This window comes from Gibbsiella dentisursi (genome assembly GCF_039539505.1).
Lineage (GTDB): Bacteria > Pseudomonadota > Gammaproteobacteria > Enterobacterales > Enterobacteriaceae > Gibbsiella > Gibbsiella quercinecans.
In genome coordinates this window covers 1,093,599-1,108,862 of the sequence record NZ_BAABDG010000002.1, presented here as the reverse complement: position 1 = coordinate 1,108,862, position 15,264 = coordinate 1,093,599, and the positions used below count along the sequence as shown (strand labels likewise).

The 15,264-nt window shown below is 59.3% G+C and carries 15 protein-coding genes; 8 read left to right on the top strand and 7 right to left on the bottom strand.

The features are described from left to right. Positions 1-6: 6 nt before the first annotated feature. Genes ABFX35_RS05475 through ABFX35_RS05460 form a run of 4 tightly spaced genes read left to right on the top strand, consistent with a single transcriptional unit; the run spans position 7 to position 3,178 of the window. Entirely contained in the window at positions 7-528 is a 522-nt protein-coding gene (locus ABFX35_RS05475) for a GNAT family N-acetyltransferase (protein WP_346079691.1), read from the top strand. After that, a complete protein-coding gene (locus ABFX35_RS05470) occupies positions 528-1,460 on the top strand; it encodes an amino acid ABC transporter permease (protein ID WP_346079689.1) in 933 nt (310 codons plus the stop codon). Before ABFX35_RS05475 ends, ABFX35_RS05470 begins: the two co-directional genes overlap by 1 nt. Further along, the gene (locus tag ABFX35_RS05465) at positions 1,444-2,235 is read left to right on the top strand and encodes an amino acid ABC transporter ATP-binding protein (RefSeq protein ID WP_095844897.1); all 792 of its coding nucleotides are present in this window, start codon (positions 1,444-1,446) and stop codon (positions 2,233-2,235) included. The genes ABFX35_RS05470 and ABFX35_RS05465 overlap by 17 nt, the downstream gene beginning before the upstream one ends. Before the next feature lie 13 nt (positions 2,236-2,248). Further along, positions 2,249-3,178 carry an ABC transporter substrate-binding protein gene (locus ABFX35_RS05460; RefSeq protein ID WP_279028985.1) on the top strand — a complete coding sequence of 310 codons (930 nt, stop codon included), beginning with the start codon at positions 2,249-2,251 and terminating at the stop codon, positions 3,176-3,178. 39 nt (positions 3,179-3,217) lie between these two features. On the opposite strand, the gene ABFX35_RS05455 is transcribed toward ABFX35_RS05460, so the two are convergent. After that, positions 3,218-4,240, bottom strand: coding sequence for an LLM class flavin-dependent oxidoreductase (locus ABFX35_RS05455; RefSeq protein WP_279028983.1), 1,023 nt, complete (start codon positions 4,238-4,240; stop codon positions 3,218-3,220). Positions 4,241-4,580: 340 nt separating this feature from the next. On the opposite strand from ABFX35_RS05455, the gene ABFX35_RS05450 reads away from it, so the two are divergent. Genes ABFX35_RS05450 through ABFX35_RS05435 form a run of 4 tightly spaced genes read left to right on the top strand, consistent with a single transcriptional unit; the run spans position 4,581 to position 8,457 of the window. Further along, on the top strand, positions 4,581-5,399 hold the full coding sequence (locus tag ABFX35_RS05450) for a transporter substrate-binding domain-containing protein (protein WP_279028982.1): 819 nt from the start codon (positions 4,581-4,583) through the stop codon (positions 5,397-5,399). 19 nt (positions 5,400-5,418) lie between these two features. Then, the gene (locus tag ABFX35_RS05445) at positions 5,419-6,939 is read left to right on the top strand and encodes an amino acid ABC transporter permease/ATP-binding protein (protein WP_279028980.1); all 1,521 of its coding nucleotides are present in this window, start codon (positions 5,419-5,421) and stop codon (positions 6,937-6,939) included. After that, positions 6,927-7,619, top strand: coding sequence for a GntR family transcriptional regulator (locus tag ABFX35_RS05440; protein WP_279028979.1), 693 nt, complete (start codon positions 6,927-6,929; stop codon positions 7,617-7,619). The genes ABFX35_RS05445 and ABFX35_RS05440 overlap by 13 nt, the downstream gene beginning before the upstream one ends. A 1-nt stretch (position 7,620) precedes the next feature. Next, complete coding sequence (locus ABFX35_RS05435) at positions 7,621-8,457, top strand: urea carboxylase-associated family protein (RefSeq protein WP_346079685.1); 837 nt, start codon at positions 7,621-7,623, stop codon at positions 8,455-8,457. A gap of 49 nt (positions 8,458-8,506) precedes the next feature. On the opposite strand, the gene ABFX35_RS05430 is transcribed toward ABFX35_RS05435, so the two are convergent. The 6 genes from ABFX35_RS05430 to ABFX35_RS05405 all read right to left on the bottom strand — a co-directional run bounded on the left by ABFX35_RS05430 (position 8,507) and on the right by ABFX35_RS05405 (position 14,013). Continuing rightward, entirely contained in the window at positions 8,507-8,947 is a 441-nt protein-coding gene (locus ABFX35_RS05430; RefSeq protein ID WP_346079683.1) for a GFA family protein, read from the bottom strand. A 44-nt stretch (positions 8,948-8,991) separates the two neighbouring features. After that, the gene (locus ABFX35_RS05425) at positions 8,992-9,708 is read right to left on the bottom strand and encodes an ABC transporter ATP-binding protein (RefSeq protein WP_346079681.1); all 717 of its coding nucleotides are present in this window, start codon (positions 9,706-9,708) and stop codon (positions 8,992-8,994) included. Further along, complete coding sequence (locus ABFX35_RS05420; protein ID WP_095844902.1) at positions 9,705-10,580, bottom strand: ABC transporter ATP-binding protein; 876 nt, start codon at positions 10,578-10,580, stop codon at positions 9,705-9,707. The genes ABFX35_RS05425 and ABFX35_RS05420 overlap by 4 nt, the downstream gene beginning before the upstream one ends. Beyond that, positions 10,573-11,862 (bottom strand): high-affinity branched-chain amino acid ABC transporter permease LivM, encoded by a 1,290-nt coding sequence (livM, locus tag ABFX35_RS05415; RefSeq protein ID WP_279029366.1) that lies wholly within the window; start codon positions 11,860-11,862, stop codon positions 10,573-10,575. Before livM ends, ABFX35_RS05420 begins: the two co-directional genes overlap by 8 nt. Before the next feature lie 10 nt (positions 11,863-11,872). Continuing rightward, a complete protein-coding gene (locus ABFX35_RS05410; protein WP_095844904.1) occupies positions 11,873-12,787 on the bottom strand; it encodes an ABC transporter permease subunit in 915 nt (304 codons plus the stop codon). Between the two features lie 107 nt (positions 12,788-12,894). Continuing rightward, positions 12,895-14,013, bottom strand: a complete 1,119-nt coding sequence (locus tag ABFX35_RS05405; protein ID WP_346079678.1) for a branched-chain amino acid ABC transporter substrate-binding protein — start codon at positions 14,011-14,013, stop codon at positions 12,895-12,897. Positions 14,014-15,264: the final 1,251 nt, after the last annotated feature.

Genomic DNA, 15,264 nt, shown 5'->3' with positions numbered 1-15,264 from the left:
CGCAGCATGTCTGGAATCACTTTTCGGGTTGTATCGCCAGAAGCGCCAGAGCTGCAACCGATATTAAGCGGCCTGTTTGATGAATACGCCGCGCGCTACGGGGATTACTTTTCCCGCGATCAGGAGCAGGAACTGACCGAATGGTATTTACCGCCGCACGGGCTGTTCCTGCTGCTGGAACAAGACGGGGAAATTATCGCCACCGGCGCCTATAAACCCTACGCCGTGCAGACCGCGGAGCTAAAACGCATCTGGACACGGCGCGATCTGCGCCGCCAGGGGCTGGCGGACCGGGTCGTCAACGAGCTTGAGCGACGGGCCGTGAGCGCCGGTTACCGGCAACTATTTCTCACCACCGGCTTTCGCCAGCCGGAAGCGGTGCGGCTATACCTGAGCCTGGGCTATCAGCCGCAGTTCGATATTCACCGCAATCCTGAAGAGTACAGCCAACCGCCGTTTGACGGCCGGCTGCGTTTTATCAAACCTATCGGCGTGGCCGTGCCCGCCGCAACCGTGAAGGAGGCGTGATGACGACGCCATCAACCCACCGGGTACAGGTTGTGCCCGCGCGTTACCCGCTGCGGCTGTTGGGCGCGGCGGTGGCGCTGTTCCTGTTGGCCGGCGTGATTCAGTCCATGGCGCTGAACCCACGCTGGGAATGGGCAGTGTTCGCCCGCTGGTTCTTTGATCCGGTGATCCTGGAAGGGCTGGCGCAAACGCTGTCCCTCACGCTGGTCAGCACCCTGCTTAGCATTGTGCTGGGCGGGCTGCTGGCGCTGGCCAGGCTCTCCCCATCCTGGCTGCTGCGCGGCCTTGCCTGGGGCTATATCTGGCTGTTCCGCTCGCTGCCGCTCATTGTGGTGCTGATTATTCTTTATAACTTTTCCTACCTGTACGACTCGCTGTCGTTGGGCATCCCGTTCACCGCCCTGAGTTGGGGCCACTTCCAGACCATTAACGTGCTGGGGCAATACACCACCGCGGTGGTAGGGCTGACCCTGGTGCAAAGCGCCTATACCGCAGAGATTATCCGCGGCGGTTTCCAGGGGGTGGATCACGGCCAGTACGAAGCGGCCGCCGCACTGGGGTTGCCGGCCTGGCGGCGCACCTTGCGCATTATCCTGCCCCAGGCGCTGCGCACCATTTTGCCCGCCGGCTTCAACGAAATCATCAGTCTGGCCAAAGGCACGGCGATGGTATACGTGCTGGCGATGCCGGAGCTGTTTTACACCATCCAGATGATCTACAACCGCACGCAAGAGGTGATCCCGTTGCTGATGGTCGGCGCCGTCTGGTATCTGGTGATCACCAGCGTACTGTCCGCCATTCAGCACGTGGTGGAGCGCTGGCTGGCGCGCAGTGAACGCCGTTCGGTGGCCAGCCTGCTGCCGGAGACATTCCGTTGGCCTGCGCGCACCCGCCGCCCCCCACAGGAGACCGCCCATGCCCCACTCCCTTAATGCCGCCGCAACTACGCAAGGCCATATCGCGATTACCCACGTAAGCAAATACTTTGGCCGCCACAAAGCGCTGGATGACGTCAGCCTTGAGCTGGCACCCGGCTCGGTTACCGTGATTATCGGCCCGTCCGGCTCGGGCAAATCGACCCTGCTGCGCACCATTAACCACCTGGAGCGGGTGGATGAAGGGTTTATCCAGATTGACGGCGAGTACATCGGCTACCGCCGCAAAGGGGATAAGCTCTATGAGCTTAAAGAGAAAGACATTCTTCGCCAGCGGATCAACGTGGGGTACGTGTTCCAAAACTTTAACCTGTTCCCGCATCTGACAGTGATGGAGAACATCATTGAGGCGCCGATCGTGCACGGCAAACTGAATCGTAAAAACGCCATCGCCCGCGCCGAACGCCTGCTGGACGTGGTGGGCCTGCGCGACAAGGCCAACGCCTGGTCGCGCCACCTTTCCGGCGGCCAGCAGCAGCGCATCGCCATTGCCAGAGCGCTGGCGCTGGAGCCGCGAGTGATGTTGTTCGACGAGCCGACTTCGGCGCTGGATCCGGAGCTGGTGGGGGAAGTGCTGGCGGTGATCAAGAAGCTGGCGCAGTCCGGTACCACGCTGGTAGTGGTCACGCATGAAATCGGCTTTGCCCGCGAAGTGGCGGACAATGTGGTGTTCATGGTGGACGGGCGCATTGTGGAACAGGGCAGCACCGATCAGGTGTTAAACCACCCGCAGCACCCGCGGACCCGGAATTTTCTCGCCAGCGTACTTTAAGCAAGGAGTGCTCATGTCAGGCTATGACTCACTGTTCATCCGGGGCGCCGCCCCGGTTCTTGCCCTCGGCCTGGTTGCCATCGCCGCGCCGGCCAGCGGCAAAAACACCCTCGATCTGCTGGCGAACGAAACCCCGATCCACGCCCCGGCCAACCCACAGGCGATCGCCCTGCTGCCGAAGGATTATCGGTTTATCCAGCCCGGCAGCCTGACGGTGGCGATCCAGACGTTAAGCTCGCCGCCGCTGTCCCTGCTGGCCAGCGACAATAAAACGCGGATTGGCAGCGATCCGGACATTGCCCGGCTCCTGGCCGACAGCCTTGGGCTGCGCCTGAACCTGATCCCGGCATCCTGGGAGGACTGGCCGCTTGGCATCACCGCTGGCAAGTATGACGTCGCCCTGTTTAATATCGCGGTGACCGAACCGCGCAAGGAGAAGTTCGATTTCGCCAGCTACCGGGTCGATCCATTGGGCTTTTTAGTCAGCGTAAACAGCCCGATTCAACGCATTAGCGAACCGAAAGATATCGCCGGCCTGCGGGTGATTGTGGGATCGGGAACCAACCAGGAAAGGATTCTGTTGAAGTGGGATGCCGAAAACCGCGCCGCCGGCCGTGCGCCGGTCACCCCGATTTACCTGACGGACGATGCCTCCGCCAGCCTGTATCTGCAAGCGGGCCGGGCCGACGTGCAGTTTGGGCCGCACTCCGCGCTGGCCTATAAATCCGCGTTAACCGGCAAAACCCGCTTGGTGGGCACCAGCCCTTACCGCGCCTGGGTCGCCACCACCACCAAAAAGGGCAACGGCCTGGCGCCGGCGCTGCAGGCCGCGATTAACGGCGTTATCACCGGTGGCCAGTACCAGCAGGTGCTGGCGCGCTGGGGGGAAAGCGGGGAAGCGATAAACGCTTCCCAGTTAAACCCGCCGGGGATCAGCTATTAGGCTCGCCCGTACTCGCCCCCCGCTTCTGCCGGGGGCAACCTAGCGCCAACCCAGCCCAGGCGCAACGTGGGTCAGGATCGCTTCAATTACGTGCGCGTTATAGTCCACGCCCAGTTGGTTAGGCACGGTTAACAGCAGCGTATCGGCTTCTGCGATCGCTTCGTCCTGCGCCAACTGTTTGATCAATGCATCCGGTTCAGCGGCGTAGCTGCGGCCGAACACCGCGCGGGTTTTCTCGTCGAGAAAACCGATGGTATCGCCTTCACGGCCGCTATTGCCGAAATAGGCGCGATCCCGCTCGTCCACCAGCGCAAAAATACTGCGGCTGACCGACACCCGCGGTTCGCGGGTATGCCCCGCTTCTTTCCACGCCGCGCGATAGGCGCGGATTTGCTTCGCCTGCTGAATATGGAAAGGCTCGCCGGTTTCGTCGTCTTTCAGCGTGGAGCTTTGCAGGTTCATGCCGAGCTTGGCGGCCCACACCGCCGTCGCATTCGAGCCGGCGCCCCACCAGATGCGATCGCGCAGGCCGGCGGAAAACGGTTCAACGCGCAGCAGCCCCGGCGGATTGGGGAACATCGGCTGCGGGTTGGGCTTGGCGAAGCCTTCGCCACGCAGCACATCAAGCAGCACTTCGGTGTGGCGCCGCGCCATGTCGGCATCCGTCTCGCCTTCGGCTGGTTGATAGCCGAAATAGCGCCAGCCGTCGACCACCTGCTCCGGCGAGCCGCGGCTGATGCCAAGCTGCAAGCGCCCCCCGGAGATAAGATCGGCCACGCCGGCGTCTTCAGCCATATACATTGGGTTTTCATAGCGCATATCGATAACGCCAGTGCCAATCTCTATACGCTGGGTCTTCGCGCCAACGGCGGCCAATAACGCAAAAGGAGAACTAAGCTGGCGGGCAAAGTGGTGCACGCGGAAATAGGCGCCGTCGGCCCCCAAATCTTCTGCCGCGACGGCAAGATCGATGGATTGCAGCAAGGCATCCGCCGCTGAACGGGTGCCCGATTGCGACGAGGGCGTCCAGTGGCCAAACGACAAAAATCCAATCTTTTTCATGGCGTAATAGTCCTTATGTTGGTTCAGCATGGCGTACAAGCCCAAAAGCGCCGCCCCGTTGAACAACAGGCATCACGCCGCTTCGCCCTGCCGGTTTTATCAAACCCTCATCATAGTCTGTTTCTAAAAACATAAGGATGCCAATCGAGCGATTTTTTACTCTGCGGGCAGCCAAATCGAACCGCGATGGTGCAAGCCATGCACACTTTCCATGTTTACCCGCATCATTTTGGCGCCTTTTGTCTTGCGTGAACGTTAACCAATGCGTTCCCTCCCAGTTAATTAATATTTGGCACGAATAATGCTTATGCATTGTTGAACAAAAATCAGGGGGTTCACCATGAAAAAATACGCTGCCGCACTATCAGCATCAACCTTGTTACTGGCGGCTTGTTCCACCCAGGCCGCTACCTTAAAAGCCGGTGAGTTAAGTATCGGTTCCGATTTAACCTACCCACCGTATAACTTTTTGAAAGACAAAAAACCCGCCGGCTTTGACGCTGAATTTATGACCATGCTGGCGGAAAAAATGGCGCTGAACCCGGTGGTGAAAGACACCCGTTTCGCCAGCCTGATTATCGGCCTGAAAAGCCAGCGCTTCGACGTCATCGCTTCCACGCTTTACGTTACGCCGGAACGCGCCGAGCAGGTGGACTTCATTCCCTATATGAAAACGGGCGGCTCGTTGATTGTTCAACACGGCAGCAATTGGCAGCCGCAACAACCGGAAGATCTGTGCGGCAAAAAGGTGGGTTCGATCAAGGGCGGTGCCTGGATCCCTCGGCTGAACAAGGTTTCCACGGAGTATTGCCAGCCTAAGGGGCTCGGCAACGTTGAAGTCAAAGAATTTCCTTCCTCACCGGAAGTCACCCAGGCGCTGCTTTCCGGCGCGATCGCCGTGCAGTACGAAGATGCCGCAGTGGCCAAAGCGACGGTGGAAAAAACCGGCAACCGCCTCGGCATCAGTTCAAATACGCTGCTCTACCCGGTGGTGGTGGGCCTGGCGGTGAATAAGCACAACACCGAATTGCGCGGCCAGCTCACCCAGGCCTTCGATAGCGTGGTGGCATCCGGGCAATATCAGCAATTGCTGAATAAATACAATGTCCAGATGCCGGATGCACAAGAAGCCAAGCAAGCGCTGGCCGGTACGTTATAAGCATTAAAAGGAGCGGGCGATGCAGTTTGACTGGCATTATCTATTAGGGCTCTTAACTTTTGCTGATTTCTGGCAGGCCAGTTGGCTGGTGGTGCAGTTGAGCCTGCTGACGTGGGTGTGCGGCGTCATTCTGGGGCTGATAGTGGCATTTGCCCGCCAGTCTCCACATCGGTTTCTCAGCAATCTGGCCGCCGTATACATCTGGCTATTCCGCAGCCTGCCGCTGCTGGTGTTGCTGATTTTCATTTTTAACCTGCCGCAAATATGGCCCGATAGCGGCGTGCTGCTGGGCAACCCGTTTATCGCCGGCGCACTGGCGCTGATTCTAAGCGAAACGGCTTATATTGCGGAAATACACCGTGGTGGGTTAATCGCCGTCCAACGCGGCCAGTTTGAAGCCGGCAAAGCGCTCGGCCTCAGCAAAGGGCAAATCCGCCTGAAAATAGTGATCCCACAGGCATTTCGTATTTCACTGCCAACGCTGGTGAACGAATTCATCACCATCGTCAAAATGACTTCGCTGGTTTCGGTTATCTCGCTGGCGGAAATTCTGATGGTCGGCGAACGGCTGTATACCGATAACTTCAAAGTGATGGAAACCATGCTGGCGGTGGCTTTCTATTACGTGCTGATCGTGACGATTTTTGAACGCCTGTTCGCCTGGCTGGAACAACGGCTGGATATCCAGCGGCGCACACCGGGACTGTTGGATGTGCTGCGCGTGCGCCCGGCGTTGCCGCAACCGGCGCCCATCACACGCCGTGCCACCAGTGCAGCGGCCAAGCCGATACTGGAGCTCAAAAACATTCAAAAAGCATTTAACGGCAAAACCGTACTCAACGGTATCGATCTGAACGTGCGCCCCGGCGAGGTTATTGCCATTATCGGCCCTTCCGGCTCCGGCAAAACCACCCTGATTCGCACCATTAATGGGTTGGAGACGCTCGATGGCGGCTCAGTAAGGCTATTGGGGCACCCGTTTATCGACGCCGGACAAGCAGAAAATGCTCTGCCCTGGCGCGCGCGTATCACCAAGCTGGGCATGGTATTCCAGAGCTTTAACCTGTTCCCCCATAAAAATGTGCTTGAAAACCTGATGCTCGCGCCGCTGGTGCACTTTCAGGAGGAAAAGGTGCCGCTAAGGCAGCGCTGCCTGGCCATGCTGGATAAGGTCGGCATGCTGGAGCACGCCAACAAATACCCGCATCAGCTTTCCGGCGGCCAACAGCAGCGGGTGGCGATCGCCCGCACGCTGGTGATGCAGCCGAGCGTAGTGCTGTTTGATGAGCCCACCTCCGCGCTGGATCCGGAGCGTGTGACCGAAGTGCTGGAGGTTATCGCCCGCTTAGCCGATGAAGGCATCACCATGTTGATTGTCACCCATGAGATGAAATTTGCGTTTTCCATCGCCGATCGGGTGGTGTTTATGGAGCACGGCAATGTGGAGATAGACGCCGCGCCCGGCGATATTCTGCAAATGCGCGATCATCGGATTCACCGTTTCATTCAGGATATGGGGCCAAAAGCATGCTCAGTTTAAAAATTGAAATACCGGAAGACGCCTCGCTGGAGAATGTTCCCGCCTTCCAACGCATTGCGATACTGCTGCGGGAAAATATCATCAACGGCAACCTGCGGGCAGGCCAGGCGCTGGCGGAGAACGAACTGACCACGCTGTGCGACACCTCGCGCAACACCCTGCGTGAAGCGCTGCGTTTTTTGCATGGCGAAGGGCTGGTCAACTACCACCACAACCGTGGGGTGTTCGTTTGCCAGTTCACACAACGCGACGTGCGGGATATTTATAAGGCTCGCCGCCATCTGGAAGTGCTGGCAATACAGGCCGCCGACACCATCAGCGCGTTTCATCTGCAAAAAATGAAAACGCACCTCGATCAATCCGCCGCCGCCGCCGATACCAATGACTGGCGTACCTTCGGCACGCACAGCCTGCGTTTTCACCAGCGCATTGTCCATATGCTGGGCTGCGCCCGCTTTAACGATTTTTTCAGCGTGCTGCTGGCGCAACTGCGCCTGCTGTTCGCCACCGGCGAACACGAGCCGAGCTTCCAACGCCCCTGGCTGGAACGCGATCGGGCGTTGTGGGCGCTATTGTGCGAACAACGCAAAGAAGAAGCCTGCCAGGCGCTGACCGCCTATCTCGAACAGTCCGAACAACAAATTATGCGTGCGTTCAACACGCGAATGAATGGAGTTTAATATGCCTTCTTATCCTGCCGCATACCAAAGCACCAAAGGCTCCGCCTTGGATGTCGACCGCGATTTTTATCAGGCGCTGGCCGACGGCAAGCGGGTATTGACCGCGCAGCATCGGGTGCCTATCCGCACCGGCTTCGCCTGGGAAGTGCCGGCCGGGCATCTGTTCCGCATCACCACGCCGGAAGGCCCGCAGGTGGGCGATTTGAATATCTGGAACCGCCATAACCCACGCGAGAGGATGTGGGTGGCGCGCACCCGCCAACTGCAGCGCGCCCATTTGTCCACCTTTGATCGCCTGTGGTCGAACCTGCCGTTTATGCGCCCGATCGCCACCATTACCGCCGACACATTGGCGGACTATGGCATTGATGAACACGGCGGGCGGGTGCACGATCTGCTGGGCACCCGCTGCGATCCCTATGTGAATAAACTGCTGACCGGCGAAGACTTTGACTTTCACTGTCACTCCAACCTGACGCGGGCCGTGCAGCCCTACGGGCTAACCGAGTTTGACGTGCACGATGTGATGAACGTGTTCCAGTGCACCGGCCTGAACGATGAGGACAAATACTTTATGAAGGCCTGCCCGGCACGCAAGGGCGATTACCTGGAGTTTTTTGCCGAAATCGATCTGCTGTGCGCCATTTCCACCTGCCCGGGCGGTGACTTATCGCTGCCGATGTGGGGGGATGACGCGCAGGATACCCTGTCCGTCTGCCGCCCGCTGGGGATCGAAATCTATCGGCCGGACGCGGCATTGCTCACCGGCTGGCAGCCCCCCGCTCGCCCTGACTACCAGGGCAACCACGGCCTGCACCTGCAAAAGAGCAATGGCTAACCCCGGCACATCCAGGTGCGGCCCAACGCCGCACCTGCCTGGCTGGCGGTTAATGCCCGCCGCCGGCCACTGCCAATGCCGTTAACAGACTATCCAGCGATTCGGGGCCGCCCGCATGCGGGTTTTCACCCCGGGTATGATCCCATTGCATGCTGTCATCCACGCAGAAATCGCCGATGCACACCAGGGCTGCATCCTCCGCCAACAGGCCAATCGGCACCCAGACATAAGGCCCAGCGTTGAGCAGGTTAGGCACGGTTGAGCCACAGTCGGCGCAAAAATCATTGCGGTAGCCGCTAGGTTTACGCCAACTGCGCACCGTTTTCTCACCGCTAAGCCAGCGAAAATCCGCCGCGTTAACCAGAGTCGCCGCATTATGACCAACGCCGCTTTGCCGACGGCAAAGCGAACAATGGCAGCGGTAAAAAAACCGCACCTCAGCGTTCAACGCAAAACGAACGGCGCCACACAGGCACTGGCCAAACGGCATACTCATTGCTCCTTAAAAAATGCGCCTAATAAAAATTACCCTGATTATGCCCCGCCCAGATAGGCCTTGCGCACTTCCTGATTGCTCAGCAGTTCCGTGCCCTGGCCGCTCAGGCGAATCTGGCCATTGACCATCACATAGCCGCGATCGGAGAGCTTCAGCGCGTGGTTGGCGTTTTGCTCCACCAGGAAGATCGTCATCCCTTCCTGCGCCAGTTCGCGCAGGATGCTAAAGATCTGTTTGACGATCAGCGGCGCCAACCCCAGGCTGGGTTCATCCAACAGCAGCAGCTTTGGCCGGCTCATCAGCGCGCGCGCAATCGCCAGCATCTGCTGCTCACCGCCGGACATGGTCATTGCCCGTTGGTTGCGCCGCTCCTTCAAGCGCGGGAACAGCGCGAACATACGCTGTATGTCCTCATCAATATAATGATTGCCTAGGGTAATGGCGCCAATCAGCAGGTTTTCCTCCACGCTCATATCCGGGAAAATACGCCGCCCCTCCGGCACCTGGGCGATACCGTTGCTGGCGATAAAGTGCGTTGAGCGCCGGCTGATATCCTGCCCCTGAAACAGGATCTGGCCGCCGCTGATGCGCGGCTGGCCAAAGATAGACATCAGCAGCGTCGATTTACCCGCGCCGTTGGCGCCGATCAGCGCCACCGTTTCCCCCTGATGAACCTGCAACGACACCTGTTGCAACGCCTGTATCGGGCCGTAGTGCACATCCACATCGCGAAATTCCAGCATCACATCACTCATCCCGCCAGTTCCTCCTCATCGGCGCCCAGATAAGCGGCGATCACGCTGTCGTTATTTTGGATCTCCTTCGGCGTACCGCGGGCGATCACGTCGCCGTGATCGAGCACGATCACATGGTCTGAAATTTCCATCACCATGCCCATATCATGCTCAATCAGCAACACGGTAATGCCGTGCTGCTGCCGCAGGAAACGAATAATCCGGCTCAAGGTCGCCGTCTCTACCGGGTTCAGCCCCGCCGCCGGTTCATCAAGGCAGATCATCTCCGGCACGGTGCACATGGCGCGGGCAATCTCCAGCCGGCGCTGCTGGCCGTAAGACATCTCGCCCGCCAGCCGGTTGGCGCAGTCCACCAGTTCCACGACCTCAAGCCAGTAGAACGCGCGATCCAACGCTTCGTTTTCCGCTTTGCGGTAGGCCGGCGTATTAAACACCCCGGCGAGCAAGTTGCGGTTGCTCAACATGTGCTGCGCCACCAGCAGGTTTTCCACCACCGACATCTCACGGAACAGGCGAATATTTTGGAAGGTGCGCGCCAGCCCGGCGCGGTTGACCAGGTGGGTACCGCCGAACATTTTATAGTAGAGGCGCGCGCCAAGCTGGGCGGGTTTAATCCAGTCATCGGCGCGGAAACGTTGCCCCAGCACGCGGATCACATCCGTGGGCCGGTGCTGCGTATTGAGCAAAATGCGGCCGCCGCTGGCGCGATAAAACCCGGTCAGGCAGTTGAACACTGTGGTTTTGCCGGCGCCGTTGGGGCCAATCAGGGCGGTGATGGAACCGCGCGCCACCTCCAGATTAACGTCGTTTAGCGCTTTGATGCCGCCGAAATGCATCATCAGGTGCTCCACACGCAAAATCGCATCACTCATGGCGCACCCCCTGCCGCGGCGCAAAGCTGCTGCGGCCAATGCGCACCAACCCGCGCGGCCGCCAGATCATCATCAGCACCATCAGCACGCCGAACAGCAGCACACGGTATTCGGCGAAGCTGCGCAGCAGCTCTGGCGCCACCGTCAGCACGAACGCCGCCAGCACCACGCCCAGGGTGGATCCCATACCGCCCAGCACCACAATCGCCAGGATCAGCGCCGATTCAAAAAAGGTAAAGGAGGTGGGGTTAACAAACCCCTGATAGCTGGCGAAGAACACCCCGGCAATCCCGGCGGTAGAGGCACCAATCATAAATGCCGAAAGCTTGACCAGCACATGGTTCAGCCCCAGGGAGCGGCAGGCGATCTCATCTTCGCGCAGCGCTTCCCAGGCCCGCCCAATCGGCATGCGTGTGAGCCGGTGTTTAATGAACAGCACCAGTAGCACCACCAGGCACAGCACCGCGTAAATAAAGATAAACTTCATGTTGGGGTTGTAGCTCAGGCCGAAAAACTCATGGAAAGGCACCCCGCCGTCGCGGGCGCGGCGGGTAAACTCCAGCCCGAAAAAGGTCGGCGACGGCACGGAAACGCCGTTCGGCCCGCCGGTCAGCGATACCCAGTTATTGAGCACCAGGCGGATGATCTCGCCAAAGCCCAGGGTGACGATCGCCAGATAGTCGCCGTGCATACGCAGCACCGGGAAGCCGAGCAAGGCGCCGGCCAGCGCTGCCATCAGCGCCCCCAGCGGCAGCATCGCCCAGAATCCCAGCCCAAGGTACTGGTACCCCAGCGCCAGACCATAGGCACCGATGGCGTAAAACGCCACGTAGCCCAGATCGAGCAGCCCGGCCAGCCCCACCACAATATTCAGGCCCAGCCCGAGCAGCACGTAGATCAGCCCGAGGATCGCCACCGTCAGTAAATATTTGCTGGCAACGAACGGCAGCAGCAGCGCCAGCACGGCAAACAGCGGGATAATCCAGCGCAGGTTGCTTTTGGCGCCGAGCGGCCGCACATAGACGCCGTCGTTGCCGCCCTCAAAGCGGGCCTGTAGCCTGCGCCCCGGACGGGTTTGCAAAAACAGGCTCAGCAACAGGCGCCCAGCCATCACGATGGCGATAATCCCTACCAGCCGCTGCGGTTCAAAATTAAAGCTGTAGCCATTGAGCACAATGCCAACGATAGGGCCGAACACGATCAGCGCAATCAGCCCCGCCAACACGGCATCCATCAGGCTGCGTTTGATATCCAGCCCTGGGTGTACTTGGGTTTGTGACATAACGGCTCCTTCACACTTTGGCGATCATTGGCCGGCCCAACAGGCCCTGGGGGCGGAAAATCAGGATCACCACCAACAGTGCGAACGAGAAAACGTCTTTGTAATCAGAGTTCACCATGCCGGCAAACTGCGCTTCGGCCACGCCCAGCAACAGCCCGCCGAGCATGGCGCCCGGCAGCGAGCCGATCCCACCCAGCACCGCCGCGGTGAACGCCTTGATGCCGATGATAAAGCCGACATAGAAATCGAAGGTCCCGTAGTTCATGGTGACCAGCACCCCAGCCAGCCCGGCCATCGCGGCCCCGATCACAAACACCGTCGAGATAACCCGGTCGGTATTAATCCCCAGGATGGACGCCATTTTGCGGTCCTGCTGGGTGGCGCGGCACACGCGCCCTAACCGGGTGTGCTGGATGATATAGGTGAGGATCGCCATGCCCAGCAGCGAAGCAACCAGAATGAACACTTTGGTATAGGTGATCTGGATGATGCCGCCGTCGAAGTTGATGCGGAACACGCCGTCGAGCAACGTCGGGATGCCCTGCTGGCGCGGCCCTTGGCTGATTTGCGCGTAGTTTTGCAAGATCAGCGACATGCCGATGGCGGAAATCAGCGGCGCCAGACGGGTAGAGTTGCGCAGCGGCTTATAGGCGATACGCTCAATCACCCAGCCGTAAACGGCGGTCACCACAATGGTAAAGGCCAGCGTGCCGAGGATCAGCAGCGGGAAAGATTGCAGGCCGAAGAAGGAAAGCAGCGCCAGGCCAATGGCGCACAGGTAGGCAGAGATCATATACACCTCGCCATGGGCGAAGTTGATCATGCCGATAATGCCATACACCATGGTGTAACCAATGGCGATCAAACCGTATACCGCGCCCAGGGTCAGGCCGTTAACCAACTGTTGCAGAAAGAAAACATCCATAATAAGCAGTCTCGCCTGTGGCAGGCCGCAAGCTTAACAACAGGCGGCCAAAAGGGGTTGGGGTACAGGCCCACGTCACATGGGCCCGTTGCTGCGCCAGCCGGGGATCACAGCTGGTGGTATTTCCCTTGGTCATCCCACTGATAAACCACGTAGTCGGACACTTTCAGATCGCCTTTGCTGTCCCAGGCTTTTTTGCCCATTACCGTATCCACATCGTGCGATTTCAGCCACTCGCTGGCTTTGGCGCTGTCTTTGCCGCCGGTGGCGCTGAAAGCCGCGGCGATGGCCTGGATCGACGCATAGGAATAGAGGGTGTAGCCTTCCGGCTCAAAGCCCGCGGCCCGGAACTTGGCGATCACTGCTTTGCCGTCCGGGATCTGGCGAGGATCGCTGCCGAAGGTCATCAATACACCGTTGGTGTACTGCGGCCCGCCGGCGGCGGTAACCAACTCTTCCGTCACCACACAGTCGCCGGAGAAGAACTTCGCCTGCACGCCCTGCTCACGCATTTGGCGCACCAGCGGGCCGGCCTCTGGGTGGCAGCCGCCAAAGTAGACCACGTCCGGCTTCACCGAAGCGATTTTGGTGACCAGCGCATTGAAATCTTTTTCACCGCGCGACAGGCCCTCATACATCACTTCTTTGACGCCGCGTTTGGCAAGCGCCGCCTTGGCCGCATCCGCCAACCCCTGGCCGTAAGTATCTTTGTCGTGGATGATGACGATGTTTTTCGCCTTCAGTTTGTCGATCATATAGTCGGCGGCAATCCCACCCTGCTGATCGTCGCGGCCGCACATGCGGAACATGTTGGTCATGCCGCGTTCGGTAATCTGCGGATTAGTGGAACCCGGGGTGATCGCCAGAATACCGGCTTCGTCATACACTTCGGAGGCTGGCATGGTGGACGATGAGCAGAAATGCCCCACCACGGCGGCAACGTGTTCCTGATCCACCAGCCGGTTGGCAACGGCCACCGCCTGTTTCGGTTCACAGGCATCATCCCCCTGTACCAGCTTGATCTTTTCCCCCTTGATGCCCCCAGCGGCGTTAATATCCGCGGCAGCCTGTGAGGCCCCACGCCAATATTGATCCCCATAGGTGGCATTCGGGCCGGAGAATGGCCCGGCAACGCCAATAACAATATCGGCATGAGCATAGAAAGCAGAACTAAAACAACCGATAAGCAGAGCAGCGAGCGGACTTTTCATCAATTTCACTGACATTATTCTTTTCCTCAGCACTGTTTTAGCGGACGCCGGCGGCGTGGAGTAGTCACGTTTATGTGTAGATAGAAAAAATAAATTACGCGAGGGCTTAATGAGACGCCCCCCACAATTCACTAGCAAAAATCCCGCCAGTATTGAAATACCGCCGTTTTTTTTACTTTTCTTGCGCCATCAGGGGGGAAAAGGTTAAGCACTGGCGAGCAAAGCAGGCATAACGGCGGGATTTGGGCATTCAGTAAAGCTGGTCGCCGTAGCGCATAGGCCAGCAGCGGTTGGTTTGCACCATTCAGGTGCAACGTCGGGGCATACGGTGGTGGTATCGGCTGTGATGTGGGTTAATTCATTAATCTCAAAGACGATTCATGTGGTGAGTGGAGCACGGGTGTGGAAGCCATTGAAGGCGCCGAACGGCGGAACGTAGCATAGGCGAAACCGCCAGGACGGCGGTTTCAGGCGAGACAGGCAGGGACGCCTGTCGTAGCCGGCCGTTCATGCGTAGTGACACAGTGAGGGCAGCCGCGCCGCGGCCGCCTGATATGGCGCAGGCGCGGGTCGTTAGGGGCCGCGCCCACGGCCCCTAACTCGGGCGAGGGCTGCGGTGCGACAAAAAACGGCCGGGTTATAGCGACCGAAACCCTCGCGGTCAGGGCAAAGAACGTTGCTAAAACAGTACTCTGCCGTCACCAGCGTAAGTGGAATTGCCTTAATCGTACTGTGTTTCTTTGCGGCCATTGCACACGGCAATTGTCAGGGCCGAAGGCCCGGCCCCGACACCCCGGCCTGCGCTTAACATGGCCTGCCCGCTGCGCGGGTACCCTCGCCGCGTCCCCGTCGCCGGGCGGGTCGGCCGTCCGTGGCCGATTGCCCCTGGCAACGGTGCCTTGCTCGGCAGCCCAAGATGCGCGCTAAACGTCAACACCCCAATCTATCGCCACCGGGCAACCTAACCTTCGGTTTTGACATAAGTTAATCCCAAAGACAACGCATTTGGTGAGTGGAGCACCGGGGTTGAAGCCATTGAAGGCGCCGAACGGCGGAACGTAGCATAGGCGAAACCGCCAGGACGGCGGTTTCAGGCGAGACAGGCAGGGACGCCTGTCGTAGCCGGCCGTTAATGCGAAGTGACACAGTGAGGGTAGCCGCGCAGCGGCCGCCTGATATGGCGCAGGCGCGGGTCGTTAGGGGCCGCGCCCACGGCCCCTAACTCGGTCGCAGGCTGCGGTGCAGCAGAAAACAACGACGTTGTGG

Coding starts and splice junctions, on each gene's coding strand:
- ABFX35_RS05475 (WP_346079691.1), top strand. CDS start 7: ATGTCTGGAATCACTTTTCGGGTTGTATCGCCAGAAGCGCCAGAGCTG.
- ABFX35_RS05470 (WP_346079689.1), top strand. CDS start 528: ATGACGACGCCATCAACCCACCGGGTACAGGTTGTGCCCGCGCGTTAC.
- ABFX35_RS05465 (WP_095844897.1), top strand. CDS start 1,444: ATGCCCCACTCCCTTAATGCCGCCGCAACTACGCAAGGCCATATCGCG.
- ABFX35_RS05460 (WP_279028985.1), top strand. CDS start 2,249: ATGTCAGGCTATGACTCACTGTTCATCCGGGGCGCCGCCCCGGTTCTT.
- ABFX35_RS05455 (WP_279028983.1), bottom strand. CDS start 4,240: ATGAAAAAGATTGGATTTTTGTCGTTTGGCCACTGGACGCCCTCGTCG.
- ABFX35_RS05450 (WP_279028982.1), top strand. CDS start 4,581: ATGAAAAAATACGCTGCCGCACTATCAGCATCAACCTTGTTACTGGCG.
- ABFX35_RS05445 (WP_279028980.1), top strand. CDS start 5,419: ATGCAGTTTGACTGGCATTATCTATTAGGGCTCTTAACTTTTGCTGAT.
- ABFX35_RS05440 (WP_279028979.1), top strand. CDS start 6,927: ATGCTCAGTTTAAAAATTGAAATACCGGAAGACGCCTCGCTGGAGAAT.
- ABFX35_RS05435 (WP_346079685.1), top strand. CDS start 7,621: ATGCCTTCTTATCCTGCCGCATACCAAAGCACCAAAGGCTCCGCCTTG.
- ABFX35_RS05430 (WP_346079683.1), bottom strand. CDS start 8,947: ATGCCGTTTGGCCAGTGCCTGTGTGGCGCCGTTCGTTTTGCGTTGAAC.
- ABFX35_RS05425 (WP_346079681.1), bottom strand. CDS start 9,708: ATGAGTGATGTGATGCTGGAATTTCGCGATGTGGATGTGCACTACGGC.
- ABFX35_RS05420 (WP_095844902.1), bottom strand. CDS start 10,580: ATGAGTGATGCGATTTTGCGTGTGGAGCACCTGATGATGCATTTCGGC.
- livM (WP_279029366.1), bottom strand. CDS start 11,862: ATGTCACAAACCCAAGTACACCCAGGGCTGGATATCAAACGCAGCCTG.
- ABFX35_RS05410 (WP_095844904.1), bottom strand. CDS start 12,787: ATGGATGTTTTCTTTCTGCAACAGTTGGTTAACGGCCTGACCCTGGGC.
- ABFX35_RS05405 (WP_346079678.1), bottom strand. CDS start 14,013: ATGTCAGTGAAATTGATGAAAAGTCCGCTCGCTGCTCTGCTTATCGGT.